Genomic DNA, 25,078 nt, shown 5'->3' with positions numbered 1-25,078 from the left:
CAATCAGTTCCTCAAACCTTGCTTGCCTGCATTACCTGCAGCCACAAGACCGAACCAGACTGCTGGCCCCGGCATAATCCACAGGGTTGTGCACAGTCCGTGGATAATCGGCTACTGGGACACTCTAGGGGATCAAAAGCCTAGAAGATAGCTGGGATCGGCCCTGTGGATAATTACACGGGTGTGGTTCCAAAACGGGGCGGGTGACGTACTTCATCCACAGGCCGGCGGCCGGGTTAACCACAGCTGGGGACAAGCGGCGGGCCGGCCCCCGGTTTGACTCTGGGGGCGTTTTTCCCCTAACGTTGTGAAGTCCTTTGTGTCCGCTTTTCGCCTCATTGAATCTCTCCCCGACGCCTGCGTCTTTGCGAGTCGAGGGAGGCGGCACATACAAAACTTAGCGTCGGCCAGTTCTTCCCCTTTTTTTGATCGGGTGGGCGCACCTTTGATCCACTGGAGTAACTAACGTGAGCAAGCGGACTTTTCAGCCGAATAACCGCCGTCGAGCCAAGAAGCACGGCTTCCGCCTTCGTATGCGTACCCGTGCCGGCCGTGCCATCCTGGCAGCCCGTCGTGGCAAGGGCCGCACCGAGCTGTCGGCCTAAATAACTGACTCGTCGGTCACCATCCCTATGCGAGTTGAACGGTGCTAGCCACCCGGAACCGTCTGAGGACCCCTACCGATTTTTCAACAACTGTACGTTCCGGCGTCCGCAATGGACGCCGGAACTTAGTGTTATATACGGCAGCTCTCGCTGCCGATGAACCAAGCCGGATCGGTTTCATCGTTTCCAAGAGTGTTGGGAACGCTGTTGTCAGGAACCTCGTTAAGAGGAGACTAAGAGAAGCCGGCGCCTTGTCGCTGCAGAGATATCCCAGCGGGTTCGCTATCGTGGTCCGGGCACTGCCCGCCTCGGCGGCGGCCGGCTGGGATGATCTGTTGGGTGACTATGACGCTGCTTTGCAGACAACCATGAAACGGTTGGGCAGCCGCCTAACACAGGCCGCTTCTACAGTTTCTTACGAGACAACACAGGAAGGGACCCCGCGTGCGTAACTCAACTGCCGCCGTCGTCCCTGTTCCTGGATCCCGCCTCAAAGCCGCCGCGGCCTGGCTCGGCCGGACGATCTGGAACCTGCCCCGCAACCTCCTGATCGTGTTGCTGATGGCCTACCGTAAAGTGGTTTCCCCGCTCTATGGACAGGTCTGCCGCTTTTTCCCCAGCTGCTCGGCGTACGCGCTCGAGGCGGTCACGGTGCACGGCGCCGTCAAGGGGAGCTGGCTCGCGGCTCGGCGCCTCGCGCGCTGCCACCCATGGAATTCCGGCGGAGTGGACCACGTCCCCGCCGGGCACCGGGAGTGGCCCGAAGGCCACACCCCCAGAATTGTTGTGCTGAACAACCCGGATCAGTACCTGGCTGCTCAGTCTGATGGAGAAGGCCGCTCGGCGGCCTGACGAATAGGGATATCGTATGGACTTCTTTGAAACAATCATGTTTCCGTTCAAGTGGCTGGTTTCCATCATCATGGTGGGCTTCCACGACGGACTGAGCGCCATCGGCCTCCCGGCCGCCAACGGCTGGACGTGGACGCTGTCCATCATCGGACTGGTGCTGGTCATCCGGGCCGCGCTGATCCCCGTGTTCGTCAAGCAGATCAAGGCCCAGCGCGGCATGCAGCTGCTGCAGCCGGATCTAAAGAAGCTTCAGGACAAGTACAAGGGCAAAACCGACCAGCTCTCCCGCCAGGCCATGGCGCAGGAACAGATGGCCATGTACAAGAAGCACGGCACCAACCCGTTCTCGGCCTGTTTGCCGATGCTGATCCAGATGCCGTTCTTCTTCGCCCTCTTCCAAGTGCTCTCGGGTATTTCCGCCGCCAAGGACAAGGGCGCGGGCATCGGGGCAATGAGCCACGAGCAGGTCGTCGAGTTCGACGCTTCGAGCATTTTCGGTGCCCCCTTGTCCGCAGCGCTTCTGCACGGGGGCGCCGGCAACGTAGCCGTGGTGGTCCTCTCGATCGTGATGATCCTGGCGATGACGGCCTCGCAGTTCATCACCCAGAAGCAGATCATGGCGAAGAACATGTCCGAAGAGGCCATGGCGAGCCCGTTCATGAAGCAGCAGAAGATGATGCTGTACGTCCTGCCGCTCGTCTTCGGTGTCGGCGGCATCAACTTCCCCATCGGTGTCCTGATCTACTGGACCACCACGAACCTTTGGACCATGGGCCAGCAGTTCTTCGTCATTCGTCGGATGCCGACGCCGGGATCTCCCGCCGCGAAGGCCCTCGCCGAGCGCCGCGCCGCCAAGGGCCTTCCGTCCCTGCCCCTGATGGGTGCGAAGAAAGCCGACGCCGAGGCTGAAGCGGCCGCCGCTGCGGCCGCCGTCGCCGCCGCGAAGAGCCAGCGCATCCAGCCCCAGCGCAAGAACAGGAAGAGGAAGTAATGTCTGCCGAGAGCGCCGAACACGCTATTTCCGCCGAATCCCCCAAGGAAGACGACTTCCAGGACAGCGTCCAGGAAGACGGCACCGGCGAGGCCGGGACCGAGTCCGAGGACGCCGGTGCGGGCTCCGCGAAAGGCACGTCGGCGAGCCGGCTGGAGGAAGAGGGCGACGTTGCCGCGGACTACCTCGAGGAATTGCTGGACATCGCCGACATTGACGGCGACATCGACATCGAGGTGCGCAACGGCCGCACCTACATCTCCATCGTTGCCGAGGAGGAAGGCTCCGGCCTGGAGAACCTCGTGGGCCGCGACGGCGAGGTGCTCGAAGCCCTCCAGGAGCTGACCCGCCTCGCGGTGCTCTCCGCTACGGAGAACCGCTCCCGCCTGGTCCTGGACATCAACGGATACCGGGCAGACCGGGCCGGTGACCTGCAGCAGATCGCCGAAGATGCGATCGCCTCGGTCAAGGAGACTGGCGCCGCGGTGTCGCTGGCTCCCATGAGCGCCTACGAACGCAAGATCGTGCACGACGCCGTGGCGGATCTGGGGTTTGTCAGCGAATCCGAGGGCGAAGGCGCCGACCGCCACATCGTTGTCTCCGCAGACTGATCCGCGGGTAGCTTGATGGTGGAAATTACCGCGGCCGAACTGAAGGCCGCAGAGGCTATTTTTGGCGACCGGCTGGAACTGGCACAACGCTACGTTGAGCATCTAGCCACCTCCGGCACGGAACGGGGCCTGATCGGCCCCCGTGAAGTGCCGCGTCTGTGGAGCCGACATGTGCTTAACTGCGCAGTCATTGAACGCGAGATTGCCCAGGGAAGCCACGTCGCCGACGTCGGCAGCGGTGCCGGGCTGCCGGGACTTTGCCTCGCCATCGCGCGGCCGGACTTGGAACTGACCCTGATCGAACCGCTTGAGCGCCGGGTGATCTGGCTGCAGGAAGTGGTCGATGACCTGGGCCTGGAGAACGTCACCGTGATGCGGACCCGGGCCGAACTGGCCGTCGGCCAGGTCACCGCCGACGTCGTCACCGCGCGAGCCGTTTCTGCGCTTTCCAACCTGGCCGGACTGACCATTCCGCTGCTCGGCGGCAAAGGCGAAGTTGTCGCTATCAAGGGGCGCAGCGCCGGCGAGGAAATTGAAAAGGCCGCCAAGGTGATCCGTAAACTCGGCGGCGTCGAGACCTCCGTCGTTGTCGTCGGCGAGGACCTCCTTGAGGAACCCACAACCGTCGTCCGAATCATTGTGAACAAGCCTCGAAAGATTGCGTAGCACCAGCCCGGTGCCCTCGGTCTAACAGGGTAAGAGGTTAGGCTAGTAACCGGCAGTAAAAGCCGAATGAGAGCGAGAGTGTCAAGTGAGCAGTAGCGAAGCCTCCACACAACGGATTCCGCCGTTTGTGTCCCTGGGGTCCGCACGGGCCTTTTCCGCGCCCGCCCTCGCTCACAACGTTTCTGCTAAGCAAACGGGATCGGTTGCAGGAGCGGTCGCCAGCGTTTCACGTGAAACCTCCAGCTCGTCGGTAGCCAACGTCCTTGACTCGATCGACGACTCCAGCCCAATCGCCCGCGAACTCGCCCATGAGAACAAGCGCCGGGAACGCCTGCTTGGGCGGGAGCTGCCGAAGCCCGAGAAGACCCGCATCTTCACCGTCTCCAATCAAAAGGGTGGGGTGGGCAAGACAACCACCACGGTCAACATTGCCGCCGCCCTGGCTGCTGCCGGCCTCAACGTGCTGGTGATCGACATCGATCCGCAGGGCAATGCATCAACCGCGCTGGGTATCGAACACCACGCCGACGTCGACAGCATCTACGACGTCCTCATCAACGACGTGCCGCTGCAGGATGTTGTGGCGCCCTGCCCGGATATCGCGAAACTGATCTGCGCCCCCGCCACGATCCATCTGGCCGGCGCCGAGATCGAACTCGTCAGCTTGGTTGCCCGTGAGCAGCGGTTGCGGCGCGCGATCGACGTCTATGCCAAGGAACGCGCCAAAAACGGCGAGGAGCGGCTCGACTATATCTTCATCGACTGCCCGCCGAGCTTGGGACTCCTGACGGTCAACGCCTTCTGCGCTGCCAGCGAGGTTCTGATCCCGATCCAGTGCGAATACTATGCACTGGAGGGGCTGAGCCAGCTGCTCAAGAACATTGAAATGATCCAGAAGCACCTGAATGCCGATCTGGTGGTCTCCACGATCCTGCTGACGATGTACGACGGACGAACCAACCTCGCAGCCCAGGTGGCCGCGGAGGTTCGTGAACACTTCCCGGACCAGGTCCTCGGAGCTGTGGTTCCCCGCTCGGTTCGCATTTCGGAGGCACCGAGCTACCAGCAGACCGTGATGACCTATGACCCTTCCTCCAGCGGCGCTCTTTCCTATTTGGAAGCCGCAGCGGAAATTGCTGAACGTTAGAATCTTCTCAACAATTGCACTAGCCAGAGCTGCGGTACGCCGGGCTCTTCCACCGGAGGGATTTATCCATGAGCGATAAGCGACGCGGCCTTGGCCGTGGACTTGGCGCGCTGATTCCAAGTTCCGCCTCGGCTAACGCCTCTGGAAACGGTTCCGCGCCGTCCCGGCCCGTGGATCTTTTTTTCCCGGAAGCCAGGAAGCGAAGCTCCGACGCTGCACTGACGGAAGAGACCACTGAAACGACCGACGCCCCGGCAGAGAAGACGACGACGTCTTCCGTGCGGGAGGCGGCCTCCGGTAGCGCGGCCCCGGAGCAAGCTGCCGAACCGGCGGCGCCGACAGCTCCGGCCAAGGCTGCCGATATGGCTTCAACGGCGAAGGATGCGGCCCCGGCGAAGTCGGGTGCTGCTGCTAAGAAGGCCCCTTCCCGCAAGGCACCGGCAGGCAGGAATTCCACGCAGGACACGGACGACGCCGACACCGGGAAGGCAGCCTCGGTCAACACCGACGCTGTGGATAACGGTGCGGATCTGGTTGAGGTCCCCGGGGTCCGTTTCGCGGAAATCCCGGTGTCGGACATCCATCCCAACCGCAAGCAGCCGCGTTCAGTCTTCGATGAGGACGACATGGCGGAGCTCGTGCACTCCGTTCGTGAAATTGGTGTCCTCCAGCCAATTGTGGTGCGAACTTCAACCGAAGAAGGTGGCGAGCCTTATGAACTCGTCATGGGTGAACGTCGCTGGCGTGCAGTGCAGGCCGCCGGACTGGAGACAATCCCTGCGATTGTCCGCGATACGACCGACGATGATCTTCTTCGTGACGCGCTGCTGGAGAACCTCCACCGCAGCCAGCTGAACCCCCTCGAAGAAGCGGCGGCTTATCAGCAGCTGCTGGAAGACTTCGGGACTACGCACGAACAGCTCGCCGACCGTATCGGCCGGTCGCGTCCCCAGGTATCGAACACCCTTCGACTGCTTAAGCTGCCGCCGTTGGTGCAGCGGCGGGTGGGCGCCGGGGTTATTTCGGCTGGGCACGCGCGGGCCCTTCTCGCTCTTCCCGATGCAGCGGCGATGGAACGCCTCGCGCAGAAAATCGTGGCCGAGGGAATGTCTGTCCGCGCTACCGAAGAAGCTGTAACGCTCTACCAGAGTCCGGCGGGGCCGACGAAGAACAATATTCCCCGTCCCGGTGCACGCCACGAACGGCTTGATTACCTGGCTTCCTCTCTGTCTGACCGCTTGGACACCAATGTGAAGATATCTCTGGGTGCCCGTAAGGGACGCGTCAGTATCGAATTCGCCAGCGTTGAGGACCTGAACCGCATCATGGACGTTCTCACACCGGGTAACCCCAGCTAGATCGCGTATATCCTCGTCCTCCAGGCCCTGTTTCACGTGAAACAGGGCCTGTTTTTCCTTTACGTCCCCTCAATGAGGGAAATGGAGTCCCAGGTTCGGCTGCGTCGCTCCCGGTTCGTTAACTGGGTGCACTCACGGTTACCGTGAACCGCTGTGGTGCAATGGGACTGGTCGGCGTCCCACGACACCACGGGTGGCTACGGATCGACTCCGAAGTGTAGAGCGGGGGAAGGACCTCTTGGGAGTGTTAGCGGGCCCTCTGGTCTTCGAAAATTCCTTACTGGCTATGGGCCAGGCCAGATCTCGGAGATCTTAGTTCAGGCCGTGGTCCAATCCATAAGCCTTCGTGCGTTGGATTGCTTCCCACGTTCGGTCGGGTGGTCCTCGGCCCAGTCCGCCGATTATGCCCCTGCCAGACCGGGCAGCTCAGCGCTTGATCCCAATGGAACCCTGCTGGCCGGCCCTCTGTGGAACCCTCCGAGGCCCGAGGTGCGCGAATGGCGGGCTCCAGCCGCACGCGGCCCTGGTGCGACGGTGGGCGTGCCGGCGCCTGAGAGCAAGCTGCCGAGGCGGGCTACGGACGTCGATCCTAGGATCGAGCGCGTCCGCCCGGGCGTGGATAAGCTGGCTGCCGCAGGTTCCGCAGCAAGCCCTCGACGTCCGGTGGTGATGTTTCACGTGAAACACCCGCTAACCGCCGAGAGATACCGCTGTAGGGCCTCTTCCCCCTTTGGCACCGAGGATCCTGCAACTTGACCTGCCTGCTGCTGCGCGGCTCCATGAGGAGTCCGCGCCGTTCTATAGCAAAAGGTGTGGGGACCGACTCTCGCCGCAGGACTATGCTCTCCCCCCGCGGGCAGGAGGCGCAGCCGAGTGGGCCACTCACCTCGGAGCAGACGGGCGCGGCCTATCATTCCTATCGGCTGTGGGCGCGACGTGCCTGCCGACGTCGTCCCGGTTCTCAGCTTGATGATGTAATCCATACAACTAGACAGCTGTAAGGCAGGTTTACGGGCGGGACGTGCCCCTCGATACGTATCGGAGGCTCTTGGGCTATGGGCGTTTGTAGCCCGACAATGATGCTCGAAAGGCGTACCCGGTCAAATCTCGTTCATTAGGCCCCGCCTGGCTTGAATCCACCGGTGGCTTCAAGAATGGGACGTTCAGCAACGCCCCTGCCGGTCGGGCTGAGAGGTTTCACGTGAAACAGCGGCCCACTGGATTCCACGGGCAGCGCAGCCCGCAGTTGGACCCCCACGCGGTGCCTCAGAACCGACCGCACCGGCACGACCGCTGATGCACCATCCGATCGTGGAGAACGAGGGGCTGGGCGTGTATGTGTCCGGTCAACTTCAGCCCGTCCCCGCGCTCCCTCAGGATCATCAGCCAGGGTCTCGTGGTCCTCTGGCGGGGCTGATATTTGCCCGGACAACTTGCCCGCTACGGGGTCACGGCAGCGCACCATCGCTTGTAGTTCCAGTGATGAAGGATTCCATCGGGGTGGCAGCCGGGGGGCCGTCTGGACGAGGTGGCAGCGGGGCAGCCTGAGGCCCATGATCGTCTCCCAAGTGAGACAGGCCAGCGGGGCTCTGCCAGCTTCCACTTGCGGATACTACGACGCTAGGGCTCCGCTCCCCCGGGGACGTCCACCGGGCGAACGAGCCTTCGGTCGCGTGGCGGGGCGTACCGTCCTGGGACGGCGCTACGCCACTACGCAGTCGGGCTGCACCGGTAGGACTGGAGGTGCCCTGAAGCCGCTCGGCCTGCGCCTCCAGCGGGCCCACATGTGCGCCAGCTAGTCCCTGGCGGAGCTCGTCCACCTGGCCGGATGATGTGAGTCTGCAGCACTCGCGGTACTCCAGTCCCTTGGCTCCGATTCCTGCGGATCCCTTGCGCGGCATTGTGCATTTATTCGGCGAGCTCGTGATCGTCGTCCCCTCTTCAATGCTCGTGGTCAACCCCCACATCCGGGCCAGGCCCCTATGGCCTATGCCTCGAACTGGTACTTCGAGCTGCGGTGCGTCGGCGGCATCAGCGGTGGATATCCCTGTGGATAACTTTGTGGATTACTTCCTGTGCTTGGAGCGCCCGGGTCGACTGCCGTGTCGGCAGGCGTCGATCCAAGGGACCGAGCCTTGCTTGCTCTGAGGGCCACCACGCATTGTTTCACGTGAAACGGTACGACGAACTACACCGGACAATTCTGACGCGCGACTGTGCTGCCAAAATCCACGCCCTGTGGTTAATTTTCATGGGATTTTACGGGGGCGCGGTAACACGCACTGAGCGTGTTCGAATGCGGAAGAGGGCGCCGGTTTCGCTCTCCCGGCCGACAGCCTTGAAGATACATCGTGTGGCCAATGCCCCAAGGTAAATCGCCTGTGGATAATGCTGTGTGTAGTACCGAGGTGACTTGTGGATAACATTGTGCATAAGTACCGGGAAAGTGGGGCGCGCCGCGTCCATTGGGGCGTTCGACTCAACCAGCGATGCGAGACTCCACCGCGTCGGATGGGGAAGACTGAGGCCGCCTTGCGCCCGACTGGCGTCGCCTACGAGCCACTGGCGGCAGAGAGGTATAACGTGTGCGCAATTCTGCGCAAGACGGCGCACTCAGTGCCAGGAAAGAAGTTGTTCGTCGGGTGCATTGGCCCGGCAGGTTGGGGCCCGCCGATGCCGCGCTGCACGCGAACCTTCCCAGCCTCAATGTGCAGTCTGCGGAGCGGTGATCGGGTGCCTGGTACTACTCCTTCCATGGCGTACGCTGGCCCCGGTCCCGGGATGGCGCGATTAGGGTGTTGGTCAACCACGCCAGGCGTCACCACTGATCAGGGCGACGCGTGGAATTTATGTCCAACTTTTCTGAGGCAATATGTCTGACCCATGTGAGCAATGATCAAGGAGGCGCCAGACCACCTGTGCCCCGGTGGCCCTGGGTCGACACTCACGAGTAGCCCGACCTGCCGGAACTGTGCCAACTCCGCAGTAGCGGTCCCTCATTGTTGCCGCAAATCCCGAGGTTGAGGTCTAGAGGCAGTTTCGGGATGCCCGCGGCGGATCAAAGGCGGAATGCGCTGCCTTCGCCCCCGCGGTCGTGGTTCCTGCCCCGGTTGCTGCGGGCCCCAGTAGGCAGGTGTACGTGCTGCGGCGGAGGCTGCTCGTACGCTCGTGATAGGGCGGCACCAGCGGTAGCAGACTGTGTCAGGCGCCATGGGAATGCTTGTCCTTCGAACTTTCGTGAAGGGAGCTGTGGAACTGCCTTGGCGGTGCATGCGCCCCGGCGAGTAGCGGGCTACCGTGCAGTGACTTTCGGATCCACTCCCCCCCACCTTTTGGCGATCAATGGAATTCTCCCCGTTGTTCCTTTGCTGTATCACAACACGGTTCAGAGGCTGACGGCTGTGAAATCGGACGCTACCTTGGCTTCCATGCGCCTCTCAGCCTCCGGTAGCGGCACACCAGTGGTTGAGCTTGGTTTGAAGTATCTTCAGAGCGTACAGTCACTTCTGCGCTCACAATCGGACCGCTGTTTCACGTGAAACAAGACGAGGTAGATTCACAGGGCGTTCGAGGTTTCCGTTGCCATGATATCTGGCAGCCGGATATTCGGGCGTGTGTGGCTGTCGGGAGCATCCAGAGCCGGCACTGTACCGCAGCCTTGTCCTCCAAAGAACAGTGATGCAAAGCAGCTGGCTGCAGTTTTTCAGCGGTGCCCTGCCCAGGCTACAGTGTCTATCCAGGCGCTACTGGGATGCACGATGCCGCCTTTTAATAGCTGACTACCGTTACATGACCTCCGGTCGCGGTAGCAGTCCGGGTAGGCGGGTATTCCAGGACAACATCGCACTACAATGCCGGCGCAGGTATGTTTCACGTGAAACACGGTCTTAGGGCCTGGTGGTTGCGACCAATCGCGCCAGGACTGCGGTGCAAGCAGCCCGGTTACTCGGACGGGGCGGACAAGGTGATGATCTGCAACCCAGACGCTGCCTACGGCCGAGAAGACTCCATGGCCGCCGCAAGCCATAGTTTCACGTGAAACAGTGCAATCGGCTACAACAGATGTAGAAGTCGCAGACAGCTGCACCGTAGGAAGCCGCTCGCGACTTGAAAATGGCGGGGAGAGCACGTGTATTCGCTCTATCGAGGCCACTGGGGCAGTTGGCAACCCGAGCCCGACGAGGACTGCAATGTTTCACGTGAAACAGGCACCCGCAGGGGGTACCCGGGCGGTCTAGGTGCCGTCGAGACGGAACGTTCCGCAATCCAGCAGTAAACCCGAGCACGGCCCCCCAGCAGGTTGGTTGCCACCAGGTGGCCCACCGTGACAGCGCCGCCATTCAACCAAGGCCTCGTCTCTTGTCGCGAACAAACAAGTTACCATCCTTCGACGACGGGCTTCCTCCAGCGCCCACACAGCTCCGCTAAGCGCAGGACTTTGGACCAGTTTGCCGGCACAGCCCCGGGCATGCCGAGCCTCGGGCTCGCATCCACCCGCTACTAGCCGCATCGCGCGCGACCGCCGGTGATCTCCGACCATCTAGGCGAACCGGGCGCTGTGGTCCGCCTACCCCGGGTAGGGCTAACCGTGGAATCCATCTCGCCGAACCTCAGGAAACATCCGAAGACAAATCAATAATGTCCAGTTTCATCACCGAAAACAGAACCAATACCGGGATGAAGCTGGCTCCGGGTCTGGTTCCGGGTCCACGCTCCGGATGCCAGTATCCCGGTCAGCCCCATCAGGCCTGCACTGCGGACGGTTCCCGCCCTCCCGGGCGCGTTCCGGCGGGATCGTCGGCTCTCCGCGGCATACCTGTACAACCCACAAAAAAGGCGGTGGCCCCCACTCTCGAAGTGGGGACCACCGCTTGGCCGGCCGAGCGACCGGGTAGTCCGGCCGGCGCGCTGCAGCCTAGGACAACACGTCCGCGAATTCCTTTTCGAAGAACTGCTTCGGCCGTGCGCCAATAACGGTGCTCTTTACTTCGCCGCCCTGGAACAGGTAGACGGCCGGGATGGAGGTAATGCCGTACTCGGCAGCGATGGCCGGGTTGTCATCAACATTGACCTTGACGACGTTGACTTTCTCGCCATACTCAACGGAAATCTCGTCGAGGATCGGGCTGAGCTTGCGGCAGGGTCCGCACCATTCGGCCCAGAAGTCCACGATGACGGGCTTGTCGGCTCCCAGCACATCGGTGCTGAAGCTAGCGTCTGTTACATCTTTAGCGTTGCTCATAACCTTGTCTCTCTCTTGGGTTGATTGCCGCGCGCTGATTAGGCGTGGAGGTCAGCGAGGTAGTGCTCTACGTCGAGGGCGGCGACACAGCCGGATCCCGAAGCGGTGATGGCCTGGCGGTAGGTCGGGTCGATGACGTCACCGGCTGCGAAGACGCCCTTGACGCTGGTCTTGGAAGTGCGGCCGTCGACGGCAATGGTGCCTTCGGGTGAAAGGTCCAGCTTTCCCTTGACGAGATCGGTGCGGGGATCGTTTCCGATCGCCACAAACACGCCGGTCACGGCAAGTTCCGTCTCGGTGCCGTCAAGCAGGTTGTTCAACCGAAGTCCGGTGACCTTGTCGCCGCCGAGCACATCCTCCACACCGGTGTTCCAGATGAAGTTGATCTTCTCGTGGGCCAGGGCGCGGTCGGCCATGATCTTGGACGCACGCAGCGTATCGCGGCGGTGCACCACGGTGACCGACTTCGCGAACTTGGTGAGGAACAGTGCCTCCTCCATCGCCGAGTCGCCGCCGCCAATCACGGCGATGTCCTGGTCCTTGAAGAAGAAACCGTCGCAGGTTGCACACCAGCTCACGCCGTGGCCGGAAAGGCGCTTTTCGTTCGGCAGGCCGAGCTCGCGGTAGGCAGAACCGGTCGACAGAATGATGGAACGTGCCTGGAAGGTCTCCCCCGTGGCGATCGTGACGGTCTTGATGTCGCCGTCGAGATCCAGTTCGGTGACGTCCTCAAACTGGATTTCGGTGCCGAAGCGCGCGGCCTGCTTCTCAAAGTTCTCCATCAGGTCCGGACCCATGATGCCTTCCGGGAAGCCCGGGTAGTTTTCGACGTCGGTGGTGTTCATCAGCTCACCGCCGGCAGTAACCGATCCGGCGAGGAGCAGCGGTTTCAGGTTGGCGCGTGCCGTGTATACCGCGGCTGTGTAGCCGGCGGGTCCGGAGCCGACGATGATGACATCACGTACTTCGGACGCGGTGTTTTCTGCGTTGCTCACTGAACGGTGAACCTCTTCCTTTGTCGATGCGCCCGCCTGGGTGGCCGGCCACATGGCACAACTATGGCGGGGAGCTGAATATTCCGGTCGCACCGGTGCTGGCGCAGGGATGTGCGGCCCAGGGCGGTTGTTACTGGATCTTGATCTCAGCCAGGCGCAGCCCGTAGCCGTAGCGGGTCTTGGGCGCGGCCAGCTTTGGCAGGCTCTTGATGGAAACGATCACGTACTGCGCCGTGACAGGTTCCTGCAGCGGCATGGTGAGCTCCGGCGAGGTGAAGCTGTTACTCCCCACCTGCTTCGCACCATCCAGCGAGGGCCGGCTATTGGTGAAGACGCTGATGTTGCCGCCGGACGCGCCGAGCTGGCTCAGCGTCACCGAAGAGATCTGGGCCGGCGCCTTCAGTTTGACGACCAGCGGAACGCCGTCAGGGGCAAAACCGCCCCAGGCGTCGTTGGCAAATTCCATGTCGGACCAGTAGCTGGCGGCGTTGCCGTCGAAGGTCTTGACAAGGTCCCCGTCATAGGTCGCGGCGAAGTCGAAGTTGCCGATCCGGCTGACCGATTCAATCGCCGGTGGCACAGCGGCCGGCGGTGCGCTTTCGCTGGCAGACGGCGATGCCGACTGCGCCTGCGTGCTCGCGCCGGGAGCCGTGGACTTGCCGGCTTCAGGGGTACTTCCCTTGAAGAGTCCGCCAAGGTTGGTTACGGCAAAGATGAGGCCGATGACTAGGACGGCCGCCAGCAGGGCGCCGACAAGCCACCGCATGGACCGGGGTTCGCGGCGCGCTGACTCGTCGTCGTTGTCGTCGTCGTAGCGGTCCTCGGCCGGCCTTTTTTTGGCGGACGCCGGGAAACTGCGTGCAGCCCGGTCGGCACCGGCCCCTGAGAAGGCTGCTGCCTCCAGCGCTGTTGTCCGCTGATCAGGCACGGCGTCGTCGTAGTCGTCATCTTCCCAGCGGGACACCTTGGGTGACTCTTCCGCGGGTGCCGTTTTCGGGGCAGGCTGGACGGGCTGTGCGGCCGTTGGCTGCGCAGCAGTTTCCTGCGGCGCGGTCTTCGGGGACTTTGCCGCGTTTGCCGCGGCGGCTCCGGCCGCTCCCGCGGCTACCCCGGCGGCCGCTGCACCGGCACCGCGGGGGCCCGCGGCCGGCGAAGCCGCCGGCGGGGCGGGAACGCGCTGAGCCGGCGCCGACGGCGCCGGTGGCAGTTGACCCGCCTGGTGCTGGGGCTCCGCATAGTTGATGTACCCCGCGTCGACTTCCTCGTCGTCGTAGAGTCCGTCATAGGTCTCAGGCTCATGGGACCGCGGCTGCCCGAAGATCTCGCTGCCCAGCGTGTCGGTGAAGAACGGTTCCACGTACGGCGGGTTGGAACTCACCACAAGGTCCAGCAGGTCGGCGGCCGAGGTGTGGTTGGTGATGAGGTAGGTCGCGGCGTCGCTGACCCCGAGATCGAGGATCTGGACATGCCCGGGCCGCTCGCCGGTTGCCACCTCACGGGCGCTCTGCGCCACCTGGTCGGCGTTATCCGGACCGGCCACAAGGATGCTCACCGGCCGGTTAAGAACCTGGTCCACTCCGTCCAGCACCAGATCCTGGTCATGCGAGGTCAGTACAGTGGCTGTGACCTTGTAACGGCCGCCAAGTACTGATCCGACATCGATCGGGTGGGACACGGGCTCCTCCTAGGCTGTCCGGGAACTGCTGGCCTCGATGACTTTGTCGGTCACCCCAGGCCCCGGTAAAGCCGGTTGACCCCTGGTCTGCAACTCCCCTTGTTAGTCTTCGATCCTAGCCGATGCAGTGTCCGCGCCACGTGACCTAAGGCAGCGCGAACCGGCTGCACGTCATTTTTTCCTGCGCCGGTCGAACGGGAAGTAGGGATTGTGTCCGGCTTGGCCCTGGTACGTCCGGCGCCCCGGCAGCGGAATCTCCCCGCGGCCCTGGCTGCCCTGGGCGGTACCGGGAGTCTCCTCCTCAGGCAGGTACCCGCCGTCGGCCGCCCAGCCCTGGGCGTCCTGCCGGCCCAGGGCCGGGCCCGCGCGGAACGAAGCGGCATCGAACTCGCCCGAGATGCGGGGAATCAGACCGGTGTCCACCGAAGTGGTGGCGCGTTCCGGCGTCGGACGGGCCGCCGCCGGAACTGCGGGAGCACTAGCGTCAGCGCCGCCGCCCCCGGGAGCGGTCTCCGGGCCCGGAGCGGCGGGAGTGCGGCGCAGACGTCCCAGCAGCGGCTGCAGCAGGTCCTGGAGTTCGGTGACCCGGAGGACCTTCAGCAGGACGAGGTAGATGGCGAGCATCACAGGTCCGACGACGACGATCGTCACCAGGGCGGCGGGCCGGCTGCTCCAAGCGAAGCCGTCGGCCTGGTAGCTGCCCATCAGCCACAGTGCGCCGGCCCCGGCGATGGCCGAACCGAGCGCCGCGTAACCCATCCGGATGTAGGAGCTGGCCACGCGCGGCCCGTCCAGGTGGCCCAGCAGGCGGCGGAGGAAGAACGCACTGACCATGACGGAGAGGATGTTGCCGCCGGTGTAAAGGATCGCGATCGCGAAGATGATCTGGTCAAAGGGCAGGAACTGGATGAAGAAGGCCGCCACCACGTTGACGAAAGCCAGCACCAGCTGGATGAAGAAGGGGGTCCGGGCATCCTCGTTGGCATAGAAGACCCTCGACATCATGAAGTTCGCGCTCATGAACGGAGTGCTCAAGGCCAGGATGGTCAGCGTCTGGGCGAGCATAACGCCGTCCTGTTTTTGGCCGCCCGAGAAGAACATGCCCAGCGGTCCCGCGAGGGCGAAGAGCGCCAGGGCACCGAACACCGTGGCGACGGCCATGGTCCGCAGGCCGTGCGACAGCGCCCTGCGCAGTTCGGCCCGGTTGCCGTCCTGGGAGGCGCGGGTCATGCGGTTGAACAGCACGGTGGCCAGCGAGAGGGCAATGATGGAGTGCGGGAGCAGGTACAGCTGGCTGGCCACTTCCAGCACGGCGTTGCCGGGCAGGGTTGCCGCCGCGGCATGGTTTCCGGCGCGTTCAAGCCGGAGGCGCTCGGCACCAGGGATGGTGGCGATGCGCATGACGTAGAGGAATGCCAGCTGCCCTGCGGCAGCGGTGGCCAGGGTCCACACGCTCAGCTTTGCTGCCTGCCCCAGGCCGACCCCGCGCCAGCCGAAGCGGGGCCGCAGGCCCAGCCGCAGCCGGAACACTGGAACCAGCAGGATGGCTGTCTGCGCCACCACACCGATCGTGGAGAACCCGGCCACCAGGAAGGTCTGGAAAGAGCCCCAGTTGTCGAGCGTGTGGGGGTTGGTCTCGTTGGCGCCAAGGATCCCGATGAACATACCCAGGCCGGCAATCGCGACAATATTGTTCAGGATCGGCGCCCACATGGCTGGCCCGAAGGCGCCGTTCGCGTTAAGAATCTGGGTGAGCAGGGCGTACAGGCCGTAGAAGAAGATCTGCGGCAGGCACCAGAACGCAAAGGCGACGGCGAGTGACTTCTGAGCCGGCGAATAGCCCTGCGTGGTCAGTTCGATCACCCAGGGCGCCAGGAGGGTCACCAGCAGGGTGAGCGAGAGCAGCACGACAATCGCCAGGGTCAGCAGCCGGCTGATGTAGTCCGCGCCGCGGTCCGGTGCCTTGCTGGCCTTGATGATTTGGGGCACCAGGACGGCGTTGAACACGCCGCCGGCTACCAGCAGGAAGATCAGGTTCGGCAGGTTGTTGGCGTTGATGAAGGTGTCGGTCACCGTGGATCCGAGGCCCAGGGCGGCTCCCAGCATCCAGGTTTTTCCGAAGCCCAGGAAGCGCGACACCAGGGTTCCGGCGGCCATGACGGCGCTGGAACGCGCCTCTCCGGAATGGGCGGCCTGGGGCTCGTCGTTCCCGGAGGGGGTGGGCTTTGCTGATCGGGGCTTGGCGGAAGACATTAGCTTCATCGTCTCACCCGTGCGCGCCTTTATGCGTAATCCGGGCAGCGGGACGGCGCGGAGTCCGACGGCGCGGACTGCCGGGCGCGGGCCGCCTCAGCGGTGTTCGGGCAGGACTTCCCGGGCAAGGTCCGCGATGCGGCGTTCATTCGGGAAGGAGAGCTTGCGGGCGAGCTCGTGGATGGGCACCCAGGCGACGTCCACCGCTTCGTGGTCCGGATCATTTTCGATGGTCAGTTCCCCGCCGGTGGACTGCAACAGATAATGGTGGACGGTCTTGTGGACGCGGTGTCCGCTGACGGTGAACCAGTAATCGATGCTGCCAAGCGGTGCGAGGATCTTGCCTTCGATCCCGGTTTCCTCCGCGATTTCACGGACGGCGGCTTCCTCGTTGCTTTCCTTGCCCTCGGGGTGGCCTTTGGGCAGGCACCATTCAAGGCGTCCGCCGCGGTTGAGGCGGGCGATGATGGCGACCCGCAGTTCGGCGTCGGAGGTATCCACCACCACACCGCCGGCGGAGACTTCCTCGACGGTCGGCAGCGAAGCCTGTCCCGGGTGCTGCACGGGCGCGACGTTGGCACCGATTGCCGATGGCAACGGTGCGTTTGTCCTCCTGCCGGGAGCGCTCGGTACGGGATGGGCCATGAAGTCCACTCTAACGACTCTTGCCGGGACTTGATGACCTAAACATGACAGGAAAATGGCCGGGCGGGAAACTGGATCGGCTGTCCCTTCCGCTCCGCGCCGCGGGTACCGGCGGACCGTGGACCGCCATGGTGTGGTGCTGGCCGGGATTTCTGACAAGCTTAAGAGACTATGGCGCACGCACATCACCAGACTGACCCCCACACCGTCGATTTCCAGGTAGACCCGGTGGTCCTCGAGCTTGGGCAGCGCTTTGTCGACGCCGGTCATGAACTCTCCCTCGTGGGTGGACCCGTGCGTGACCTCTTCCTGGGCCGGATATCGCCGGACTTGGACTTCACCACGGACGCGACGCCGGACCAGACGGTGGCGCTGATCAAAAAGTGGGCCGACAATTACTGGGAGATCGGGCGCGCCTTCGGAACGATCGGCATGCGCAAGTCCGGGTTCCAGATCGAGATCACCACCTACCGCGCCGAGGCCTACGATCCGGAGTCACGCAAGCCCGTCGTGGCGTTTGGAACCTCGCTCACCGATGATCTGCTGCGCCGGGACTTCACGATCAACGCCATGGCCCTGCGACTGCCTGCCATGGAACTGGTGGACCCGTTCGGCGGCGTCCGGGACCTGCACTCCTCCACGCTCGCCACCCCCGGATCACCGGAAGACTCCTTCTCCGACGATCCGCTGCGGATGATGCGCGCCGCCCGCTTCGCGGCCCAGCTGGGCGTGGCGGTGCATCCGGATGTGCGGCAAGCCATGACGAAAATGGCCGAGCGGATCAAGATCATCTCCGCCGAGCGCGTCCGCGACGAACTGGTCAAGCTGATCTGCGCCGACCGGCCCCGGACCGGCGTGGACCTGCTGGTGGAGACGGGGCTCGCCGAGTTCGTGCTGCCCGAAGTGTCCGCCCTGCGGCTGGAGTCCGACGAGCACCACCGCCACAAGGACGTCTACCAGCACTCCCTGCAAGTCCTGGAGCAGGCCGCGTCGCTGGAATCCGATGCGGAAGGCCCCGTGCCGGGCCCGGACTTCGTGCTGCGGTTCGCTGCCCTGATGCACGACGTCGGCAAGCCGGCAACGCGTCGCTTCGAGCCCGGCGGCGCGGTGAGCTTCCGCCACCACGACATGGTGGGCTCCAAGCTCACGTCCAAGCGGATGAAGGCGCTCCGCTTCGACAATGACACGATCAAGGCCGTGGCCCGGCTCGTGGAACTGCATATGCGCTTCTACGGTTACGGAGAGGCCGGCTGGAGCGACTCGGCGGTCCGCCGCTACGTCACCGATGCCGGGCCGCTGCTGGAGCGCCTGCACCGGCTGACGCGCTCGGACGTGACCACGCGCAACCAGCGCAAGGCCGAGCGGCTGGCCTTTGCCTATGACGACCTTGAGGCGCGCATCGCCGCGCTGCGCGAGCAGGAATCGCTCGATGCCGTCCGCCCCGACCTCGACGGCGGCCGGATCATGGCGCTGCTGGGGCTGAAACCAGGTCCGGTGGTGGGGCGGGCTTACAAGTTCCTGCTGGAAGAGCGGATGGAACACGGACCGCTGGAGCCCGCCGTGGCCGAGGCCAAGCTGCACGAATGGTGGGCGGCGCAGCCGGAAGCTGCCGCCCTCGACGTTTCCCCAACTGAGGAGTCATAAGTGATTGCACCTTCCAACGGTCCCCGTCCCCAGCTCTGGATCCTGCGCCACGGTGAAACGGAATGGTCCAAGAGCGGCCAGTACACCGGGCTCACCGACCTGCCGCTCACGGTGGAAGGCGAGCAGCAGGCCGTGGAAGCGCGGAAGGTGCTCGACGCCGTTGACTTCGACCTCGTGCTGACCTCCCCGTTGCGCCGGGCACGACGGACCGCGGAGCTGGCAGGCTTCCCGGACGCGCAGCAGGAACCCCTGGCGGTGGAATGGGATTACGGGGAGTACGAAGGCATCAGTTCGGACCTGATCCGCAAGGACAACCCTGACTACCTGATCTGGACCCACGGCGTCCCCAACGGGGAAGCCCTCGACGACGTTGCCGCCCGCGCGGACAAGATCGTGGCCCGCGTCCTCGAATCAGGCCTGGACAACGTCCTGATCGTGGCGCACGGCCATTTTTCCCGTATCCTCACTGCCCGGTGGCTTGGGCTCGATGCCCACGAAGGCCGGCACTTTGTGCTGGGAACCGCGAAAGTATGCACGCTTGGCTGGGACAAGAAGACTCCCGCCGTTGTGCGTTGGGGCTTATAAACTCCGCCGGGAACAGTTTTCCGCAAAAGTTTATGAATTCGGTGGTCAACTGCCGCATTCATGGTGTATTTTTATTTCTGACCCCAGAGCGACCTGCCGGGGCCCACGGCGCACGTCGCCCGGCCAGTCAGCCGGAGCCACGGCAGAACAGAAAAGGAGGTTGGGAAAAATGATTACTTTGACTAGCGGATGGATGTACACCCTCACCGCAAACCCGGCCTCTGTCGCTGCCGCGCGCCTGAATGTCGGACTGTCCGCCTGATCGCTCCACCCTTCCCGGCCTGAAGCCGGAACCGGAAGATCGCCAGGTTGTTCCCGCAGGACGACCGGGACGGAACGTCTGACCCAGCGGACCACGCGGTTGCGCAGTATCCCCATAGTTCGGAACCCAGCTTCTTTGTTGGGGTTGCGGCGCGCAGCGTCCGGGGCTATTCTTTCGCCTTTTTAAAGGTCACTCGATTAATGCCGGGCATTACCACGCCTCATTAGGGCTGCATTCCTCCATTTTCAGGGGCCCTATTTGTCGTGCCCAATTACATTCCTATTTCCATAACGACGAAAGGTCCATTGTGACTGTTGCAACAGGTTCAACCTCCCGCCGCGCCGCCGGGCGGGGCCTCCGAAGCCACCGTTCCTTCCAGCACCCCCGAGGGGAGGTGACCACCATGATCCGGAAACTGCAGGGCGTACTGATCTTCAACTCACACCCCGTGCGCAAGGACAAGACGCGCTTCAACGCCCAGTTGCTTGAGCAGCGTCGCGAAGACATCTTCCTTGCCATGCACCAGATGGGACTCCTCCGCTGATGCCTCGGCGCCTCGGCCCAGACCACGGCAACGAACGTGCCCGGCGAAGGAGAAATCGATGAGGACCCTCGTATCCGAACCCCAAGCAGCCCACGCGGCAACGCGTGGGCTGCTTGTTTTAACCGCCCCCTCGCCGCCGCGGCAGTTGCCGGCCCCGGTCCCTGTCACCGTCCCCTGGGGCCTGCCACCGCAGACCGCTGCGGCCCCGGTAAGCTCAAGGCATGCAGGAGACAATGCCGCCGGAGAACCGCAAGCGGACCCGACTGGTAGTCCCAAGCCGTAGCGACCTGCTGTTGCGGAACTTCACCGAACTTGTCGGGGGCCCGCTGGGCCGGCGCACTGCACCCGGCATGGTCTCCCCTGGGGTCTTCACAGTGGAACGGGTCCTCGTCCTGCTTACCGTCCTGGCAGCCCTGGCAGGGATCCTGCTGAAGAGCTACTGCCGCAGCAAGGGATGGGAATCCCCCGGCCAGTTCTATGCCACCTGCTACTCGGACTTCCCGGAACTCTTCAGGAACCGCGGCCTGGGGGACGGCGCCTTCCCGTTCCTCACCGCGGGCAGCTTCTTCGAGTACCCCGTGCTGATGGGGTTCATCGCCGGTGCCACGGCGCTGCTGGTCCCGGGCCAGGGCGTGAGCAATGCCCGCGTCCTGGGCTATTTCGACGTCAACGCCACCTTGATCGCCGCAGTCTGGATCGTCACCGTGCTGGCCACCGCGCGGACCGCGCGCCGCCGGTCCTGGGACGCCGCCATGGTGGCCCTCGCCCCGGGCATCGTCCTCGCCGGCTTCATCAACTGGGACATGTGGGCCGTCGCGCTGCTGGCCCTGGGCATGTACTTCTTCTCAAGGAACAAGCTGCTCCTGGCCGGCCTGTTCATCGGCCTCGGCACCGCGACCAAGCTCTACCCGCTGCTGATCCTGGGCGCAGTCCTGGTACTGGCCCTCCGCACTGGGAAGTTCCGCCCCTTCCTGGTTACCGCAGGCGCTGCTGCCGCGACCTGGCTGGCCGTGAACATCCCGGCTGCCACCGGCGACCCGTCTGGCTGGAAGTACTTTTACCAGTTCACCGAATCACGGCCTGCGGGCTACAGCTCCCCCTGGTTCGCGTACAACCTCGTTGCCGGACGCCTGGGCTGGAAGCCGCTGGAAGCCGAGGCGATCAACGGCGCGGCCCTGGACCTCTTCCTGTTCGCCTGCGTACTGATCGCCGCCCTCGCCCTCGCGGCGCCGCGAAGGCCGAGGCTCGCCCAGTTGGTGTTCCTGATCGTGGCCGCCTTCATCCTCACCAACAAGGTGTATTCGCCGCAGTTTGTGCTCTGGCTGATTCCGCTGCTGGCCCTGGCCAGGCCCAGGTGGCGGGACTTCCTGATCTGGCAGGCCATTGAGGGCCTGCACTGGGCGGCCATCTGGATGTATCTGGGCCAGGTGACCAGCGGAGGTCCCACCCAGCACAACATTGACATGCCCTACTACGTCCTCGCCGTAGTGGCCCACATGCTTGCCACGGGCTATCTCATGGCGCGTGTGGTGTGGGACATCTGCGACCCGCGCTACGACGTCGTGCGCCGGGGCGGCGTGGACGACCCGCACGGCGGACCATTCGACGGCGCCCCGGACTGGCTGCGGCTGAACCTGCGGCGGCCCGGAGCTTCTGTGCTGCCATGGCGGCACGCCCACGCCGGGGCTGATACCCGTGCCTGATGTAGCCGTCGTCGGGTCCGGTCCCAACGGGCTGGCGGCCGCGGTGACCATGGCCCGGGCCGGGCTGGCGGTGCACGTATACGAGGCTGCCGGTGCCGTAGGTGGCGGGCTCCGGACCACCGAGCTGATCGAGCCCGGACACGTCCATGACGTGTGTTCCGCGGTGCATCCGATGGTCCTGGCGTCACCCTTTTTCCGGGAGTTTGAACTGTCCCGGCGGATCCGGCTGGAGGTCCCCGAACTTTCCCACGGTGCCCCCCTGGACGGCGGGCGGGCGGCGCTGGGTTACCGCTCGCTGGAACGGACCGCCGCGGCCCTGGGGCGCGACGGCGAGGCCTACCGCCGCCTGATGTCACCCCTGGTGGACCGGCTGGAGGGCGTTGCCGACCTGACCTTGAACCAGCTGCTCCGGGTTCCGCGGCGGCCGCTGGCGGCCGCCGTCTTCGGGCTGCGGACCCTGGAGCAGGGCACGCGGTTGTGGGACGCGAGGTTCCGCGAGGAACTGGCTCCGGCACTGCTGACCGGGGTGGCCGCGCACGCCGTGGCTCCGCTGCCGACGCTGCCTGCCGCCGGCGCGGGCCTGTTGCTGGGTGCCCTCGGGCACGCCGGCGGCTGGCCCATCCCGGTGGGCGGCTCTGCGGCGATCGCCCGGGCGATGGTGGCGGACATCGAAGCCCACGGCGGCGTGGTGCAGACCGGGATGCGGATTGACTCGTTGTCCGACCTTCCGCCGGTCCGGGCCACCCTGCTGGATGTCGCGCCGCCCGGACTGCTTCGGATCGCCGACGGCCGCCTCCCCGCCGGCTACACCCGTGCCCTCGAGTCCTTCCGCTTCGGCAACGCCGCTTGCAAAGTCGATTTCATCCTGTCCGGCCCGGTGCCGTGGGCGGCGCCGGAACTCGCTGACGCCGGGACCGTCCACGTGGGCGGAACCCGAGCCGAAACCGCAGCGGCGGAGCGCCTCGTCGCCGCCGGCCGGCACCCGGAGCGGCCCTATGTCCTGGTTTCCCAGCCGTCCCGGTTCGATCCCTCCAGGGCACCGGCGGGTCGGCAGATCCTCTGGACCTACTGCCACGTCCCGGCCGGGTCCACCGTGGACATGGGCGGTGCAGTCATGGCCCAGCTGGAACGTTTCGCGCCGGGGTTCCGGGAACTGGTAGTCGGCTACCGGGTGACGACGGCGGCGGAACTCGGAGAGTACAACGCGAACTACGTTGGTGGGGACTTCAGCGCCGGGGCGATGGACCTTCGCGGCCTGCTCCGGCGGCCGGTGCTGAGCCCGGTACCGTGGCGGACGCCGCTTCCCGGCCTGTATCTGTGCTCCTCCTCGACGCCGCCCGGCCCGGGGGTGAGTGGAATGCCCGGCTTCCACGCAGCAAGATATGCATTGAAGGACATGTTCGGGCTCCCGGTCCCGCGACTGGGCACCTAGGGCGCCGGCACGAGGGTTCCCGCCGCCGAAAGACGGCCGTCGCACATCATAGCCACGGCATCGGTGGAGGACAGCAGTCCGGTGTCGTGTGTGACCATCAGGGTGGCCACGCCGAACTCATCCGTAACCTGGCGGAGCAGCCGGACAATCTCTTCGCTCCGGTGGTGGTCCAGCGCCGCCGTCGGCTCATCGACCAGGAGGACCGCCGGGCGGGCCATCAGCGCACGTGCAATGTTTACGCGTTGGCGCTGCCCGCCGGACAGCTGGTGCGGACGCTTCTCCAGCACGGAACCGAGGCCTACGCGTGCCAGCAGAGTTGCGGCCTTGTTCTTCGCCTCGCGGAGTGGTTCGGACCGCAAATGGGCGGCGATCACGAGCTGTTCGACCGCCGTCAGGGACGGCAGCAGGTTTGGCTGCTGGAAGATGATCCCGATGCTGTCCCGGCGCAGCGCCGTCCGTCCGGCCTCGGGTAGGGAACCGGCGTCGCTGCCTGCGATCACGACCGACCCGGACGTGGGGCGGACCAGAGTGGCGGCGACGGCCAGCAGGGAGGACTTTCCAGACCCGGACGGGCCCACCAGAGCGGCGAATTCGCCCCGGCGTACTTCCAGGGTGACGTCATCGAGGGCCCGCAGGACCCCCTCGCCGTCAGGGTATTCGAGCGTCACGTTGCTGAGCTTCAGAGCGGTTTCCATAGATATGCCTTTCAAGGAATGTTCGTGTGCTAGGCGAAGGGCGGTGCGCGGCGGAGGGGTCAGTTCCCGCCGAGCGCCAGCAGCGGATCGACGCGCGTAATCCCCCGCACGGCCAGCGCCGACCCGGCCAGGCCTAGAATCACAATCCCGGCAACCGGCAGCAGGGTGGTCTGCGGGGTGGTGAGGAACGGTGCGGCCCGGGCGGCGAGCAGGCCGCCGAGCAGGCCCGCCGTGCCTCCGGCAGCCGCTCCGGCGACGAGGACGACCGCGGCCTGCACCATTGCGTCCCTAAGTACGTAGCCCGAGGAGCCGCCCATCGCCTTGAGCACGGCGATGTCCCGGGTACGCTGCACGGTCCAGACGGTCAGGAACGCCACGATCACCAGCGCGGAGATTCCGTAGAGGAAGGCCTGCATCAACAGGAGCGAACCGTTCTCGCTGCGGTAGGAGCCGAGAGCCTGGAAGGAGCCTTCCCGGGTGGTGCTGACGGTTCCGGCCGCCCGGTTGGCCGCCGCAACGTCGACGCCGGTGCCGTTCTCGAAGCTGACCGCGAGCACCGTGCCGACGGTGTCGTTTCCGGCAAGATGGGCCAGCTTCCGCCAGTCACCCAGCGAGGTCCACACGACGCTGGTGTGCGAGTACCACTGGTCCGGGACCACGGCCGAGACGGCCAGTTCGGTGCCGCCCACCGCTACCCGGCTGCCGACGGCGAGGTTGAGGTCCTTGGCCGTCCCGGCGCCGATCACCACGGTGCCGTCGGCCACCGGGGCCGGAGCCAGGCGGCTTCCGGACCCCACGCCGAAGACGGCCACGTTGGCGGTGCCCGCGGGGAGTCCCCCGTCGCCCAGGGCCTGCAGGCGGCCTTGGCTGACGCCCAGTGCCTCCGCTGTCCCGATGCCATCACGGGCGGACCATGCGGCCACCTGCGCGCCGCTGACCTCGGATTCGGTAAAGGAGGCCTCGGGGCTGCTGCCGGCGGGGGCGCCGAAGACCAGCTGGTCCGCGGGCAGGGCCGCAATGGCGGAGGTCGACTGGTTGCCGAGTCCGGCGGTGAGTCCGGAGAGCATCACCAGCAGCAGGGTGATGAGGGCGACGACGCCGCCCATCAGGGCGAAGCGGCCCTTGGCGAAGCGGATGTCGCGGATGGCGAGAAACATGGGTGTCCTTTGTCGG

At 64.8% G+C, this 25,078-nt stretch carries 20 protein-coding genes; 13 read left to right on the top strand and 7 right to left on the bottom strand.

Going from position 1 to position 25,078, the window contains the following annotated elements:
• Window positions 1-467: 467 nt before the first annotated feature.
• From rpmH to ACUYM2_RS18285, 8 genes are all read left to right on the top strand, one after another.
• Complete coding sequence (gene rpmH / locus ACUYM2_RS18320; protein ID WP_003800212.1) at window positions 468-605, top strand: 50S ribosomal protein L34; 138 nt, start codon at window positions 468-470, stop codon at window positions 603-605.
• A 41-nt stretch (window positions 606-646) separates the two neighbouring features.
• Window positions 647-1,057 carry a ribonuclease P protein component gene (gene rnpA / locus ACUYM2_RS18315; protein ID WP_481601358.1) on the top strand — a complete coding sequence of 137 codons (411 nt, stop codon included), beginning with the start codon at window positions 647-649 and terminating at the stop codon, window positions 1,055-1,057.
• On the top strand, window positions 1,050-1,457 hold the full coding sequence (gene yidD / locus ACUYM2_RS18310) for a membrane protein insertion efficiency factor YidD (RefSeq protein WP_481601357.1): 408 nt from the start codon (window positions 1,050-1,052) through the stop codon (window positions 1,455-1,457). The genes rnpA and yidD overlap by 8 nt, the downstream gene beginning before the upstream one ends.
• Before the next feature lie 16 nt (window positions 1,458-1,473).
• Window positions 1,474-2,448: a membrane protein insertase YidC gene (gene yidC, locus ACUYM2_RS18305; RefSeq protein ID WP_481601356.1), complete on the top strand. Its 975-nt coding sequence runs from the start codon at window positions 1,474-1,476 to the stop codon at window positions 2,446-2,448.
• Window positions 2,448-3,059, top strand: a complete 612-nt coding sequence (locus ACUYM2_RS18300; protein ID WP_481601355.1) for a Jag family protein — start codon at window positions 2,448-2,450, stop codon at window positions 3,057-3,059. The genes yidC and ACUYM2_RS18300 overlap by 1 nt, the downstream gene beginning before the upstream one ends.
• A 15-nt stretch (window positions 3,060-3,074) precedes the next feature.
• The gene (rsmG, locus tag ACUYM2_RS18295; RefSeq protein WP_481601354.1) at window positions 3,075-3,725 is read left to right on the top strand and encodes a 16S rRNA (guanine(527)-N(7))-methyltransferase RsmG; all 651 of its coding nucleotides are present in this window, start codon (window positions 3,075-3,077) and stop codon (window positions 3,723-3,725) included.
• Between the two features lie 85 nt (window positions 3,726-3,810).
• On the top strand, window positions 3,811-4,872 hold the full coding sequence (locus ACUYM2_RS18290) for a ParA family protein (protein WP_481601353.1): 1,062 nt from the start codon (window positions 3,811-3,813) through the stop codon (window positions 4,870-4,872).
• Between the two features lie 68 nt (window positions 4,873-4,940).
• Window positions 4,941-6,230, top strand: a complete 1,290-nt coding sequence (locus ACUYM2_RS18285) for a ParB/RepB/Spo0J family partition protein (RefSeq protein ID WP_481601352.1) — start codon at window positions 4,941-4,943, stop codon at window positions 6,228-6,230.
• Between the two features lie 4,915 nt (window positions 6,231-11,145).
• Here the strand turns inward: ACUYM2_RS18285 and trxA are convergent.
• The 5 genes from trxA to ACUYM2_RS18260 form a co-directional block, all read right to left on the bottom strand.
• Window positions 11,146-11,472 carry a thioredoxin gene (gene trxA, locus ACUYM2_RS18280; RefSeq protein ID WP_481601351.1) on the bottom strand — a complete coding sequence of 109 codons (327 nt, stop codon included), beginning with the start codon at window positions 11,470-11,472 and terminating at the stop codon, window positions 11,146-11,148.
• Between the two features lie 38 nt (window positions 11,473-11,510).
• The gene (gene trxB / locus ACUYM2_RS18275) at window positions 11,511-12,467 is read right to left on the bottom strand and encodes a thioredoxin-disulfide reductase (RefSeq protein WP_481601350.1); all 957 of its coding nucleotides are present in this window, start codon (window positions 12,465-12,467) and stop codon (window positions 11,511-11,513) included.
• 130 nt (window positions 12,468-12,597) lie between these two features.
• Entirely contained in the window at window positions 12,598-14,142 is a 1,545-nt protein-coding gene (locus ACUYM2_RS18270; RefSeq protein ID WP_481601349.1) for an ABC transporter substrate-binding protein, read from the bottom strand.
• Between the two features lie 171 nt (window positions 14,143-14,313).
• Window positions 14,314-16,395: a murein biosynthesis integral membrane protein MurJ gene (gene murJ, locus ACUYM2_RS18265; protein ID WP_481601348.1), complete on the bottom strand. Its 2,082-nt coding sequence runs from the start codon at window positions 16,393-16,395 to the stop codon at window positions 14,314-14,316.
• A 96-nt stretch (window positions 16,396-16,491) separates the two neighbouring features.
• Window positions 16,492-16,992 (bottom strand): NUDIX hydrolase, encoded by a 501-nt coding sequence (locus ACUYM2_RS18260; protein ID WP_481601347.1) that lies wholly within the window; start codon window positions 16,990-16,992, stop codon window positions 16,492-16,494.
• Window positions 16,993-17,211: 219 nt separating this feature from the next.
• Here ACUYM2_RS18260 and ACUYM2_RS18255 point away from each other — a divergent pair, with 219 nt between their 5' ends.
• The 5 genes from ACUYM2_RS18255 (at window position 17,212) to ACUYM2_RS18235 (ending at window position 23,210) form a co-directional block, all read left to right on the top strand.
• Window positions 17,212-18,684, top strand: a complete 1,473-nt coding sequence (locus tag ACUYM2_RS18255; RefSeq protein ID WP_481601346.1) for a CCA tRNA nucleotidyltransferase — start codon at window positions 17,212-17,214, stop codon at window positions 18,682-18,684.
• A complete protein-coding gene (locus ACUYM2_RS18250) occupies window positions 18,685-19,269 on the top strand; it encodes a histidine phosphatase family protein (protein WP_346958759.1) in 585 nt (194 codons plus the stop codon). It begins immediately after the preceding gene.
• A 569-nt stretch (window positions 19,270-19,838) separates the two neighbouring features.
• Entirely contained in the window at window positions 19,839-20,075 is a 237-nt protein-coding gene (locus tag ACUYM2_RS18245) for a hypothetical protein (protein ID WP_481601345.1), read from the top strand.
• A gap of 221 nt (window positions 20,076-20,296) precedes the next feature.
• A complete protein-coding gene (locus ACUYM2_RS18240) occupies window positions 20,297-21,778 on the top strand; it encodes a glycosyltransferase family 87 protein (protein ID WP_481601344.1) in 1,482 nt (493 codons plus the stop codon).
• Window positions 21,771-23,210 carry a phytoene desaturase family protein gene (locus ACUYM2_RS18235; RefSeq protein WP_481601343.1) on the top strand — a complete coding sequence of 480 codons (1,440 nt, stop codon included), beginning with the start codon at window positions 21,771-21,773 and terminating at the stop codon, window positions 23,208-23,210. The genes ACUYM2_RS18240 and ACUYM2_RS18235 overlap by 8 nt, the downstream gene beginning before the upstream one ends.
• On the opposite strand, the gene ACUYM2_RS18230 is transcribed toward ACUYM2_RS18235, so the two are convergent.
• Together ACUYM2_RS18230 and ACUYM2_RS18225 are read right to left on the bottom strand one after the other, a co-directional pair.
• Entirely contained in the window at window positions 23,207-23,905 is a 699-nt protein-coding gene (locus tag ACUYM2_RS18230; protein ID WP_481601342.1) for an ABC transporter ATP-binding protein, read from the bottom strand. The genes ACUYM2_RS18235 and ACUYM2_RS18230 overlap by 4 nt on opposite strands.
• 59 nt (window positions 23,906-23,964) lie before the next feature.
• The gene (locus tag ACUYM2_RS18225; protein WP_481601341.1) at window positions 23,965-25,062 is read right to left on the bottom strand and encodes an ABC transporter permease; all 1,098 of its coding nucleotides are present in this window, start codon (window positions 25,060-25,062) and stop codon (window positions 23,965-23,967) included.
• Window positions 25,063-25,078: the final 16 nt, after the last annotated feature.

Source organism: Arthrobacter sp. SD1074B (assembly GCF_056780195.1).
Note: the sequence above shows the minus strand (reverse complement) of the source record. Positions and strands in the feature narration are given on the sequence as shown.

What these genes read in the sequence shown, in the direction of transcription:
- rsmG (WP_481601354.1), top strand. Translation starts at nt 3,075, where the DNA reads ATGGTGGAAATTACCGCGGCCGAACTGAAGGCCGCAGAGGCTATTTTT.
- ACUYM2_RS18230 (WP_481601342.1), bottom strand. Translation starts at nt 23,905, where the DNA reads ATGGAAACCGCTCTGAAGCTCAGCAACGTGACGCTCGAATACCCTGAC.
- ACUYM2_RS18255 (WP_481601346.1), top strand. Translation starts at nt 17,212, where the DNA reads ATGGCGCACGCACATCACCAGACTGACCCCCACACCGTCGATTTCCAG.
- ACUYM2_RS18300 (WP_481601355.1), top strand. Translation starts at nt 2,448, where the DNA reads ATGTCTGCCGAGAGCGCCGAACACGCTATTTCCGCCGAATCCCCCAAG.
- yidC (WP_481601356.1), top strand. Translation starts at nt 1,474, where the DNA reads ATGGACTTCTTTGAAACAATCATGTTTCCGTTCAAGTGGCTGGTTTCC.
- ACUYM2_RS18225 (WP_481601341.1), bottom strand. Translation starts at nt 25,062, where the DNA reads ATGTTTCTCGCCATCCGCGACATCCGCTTCGCCAAGGGCCGCTTCGCC.
- murJ (WP_481601348.1), bottom strand. Translation starts at nt 16,395, where the DNA reads ATGTCTTCCGCCAAGCCCCGATCAGCAAAGCCCACCCCCTCCGGGAAC.
- ACUYM2_RS18285 (WP_481601352.1), top strand. Translation starts at nt 4,941, where the DNA reads ATGAGCGATAAGCGACGCGGCCTTGGCCGTGGACTTGGCGCGCTGATT.
- ACUYM2_RS18240 (WP_481601344.1), top strand. Translation starts at nt 20,297, where the DNA reads ATGCAGGAGACAATGCCGCCGGAGAACCGCAAGCGGACCCGACTGGTA.
- trxA (WP_481601351.1), bottom strand. Translation starts at nt 11,472, where the DNA reads ATGAGCAACGCTAAAGATGTAACAGACGCTAGCTTCAGCACCGATGTG.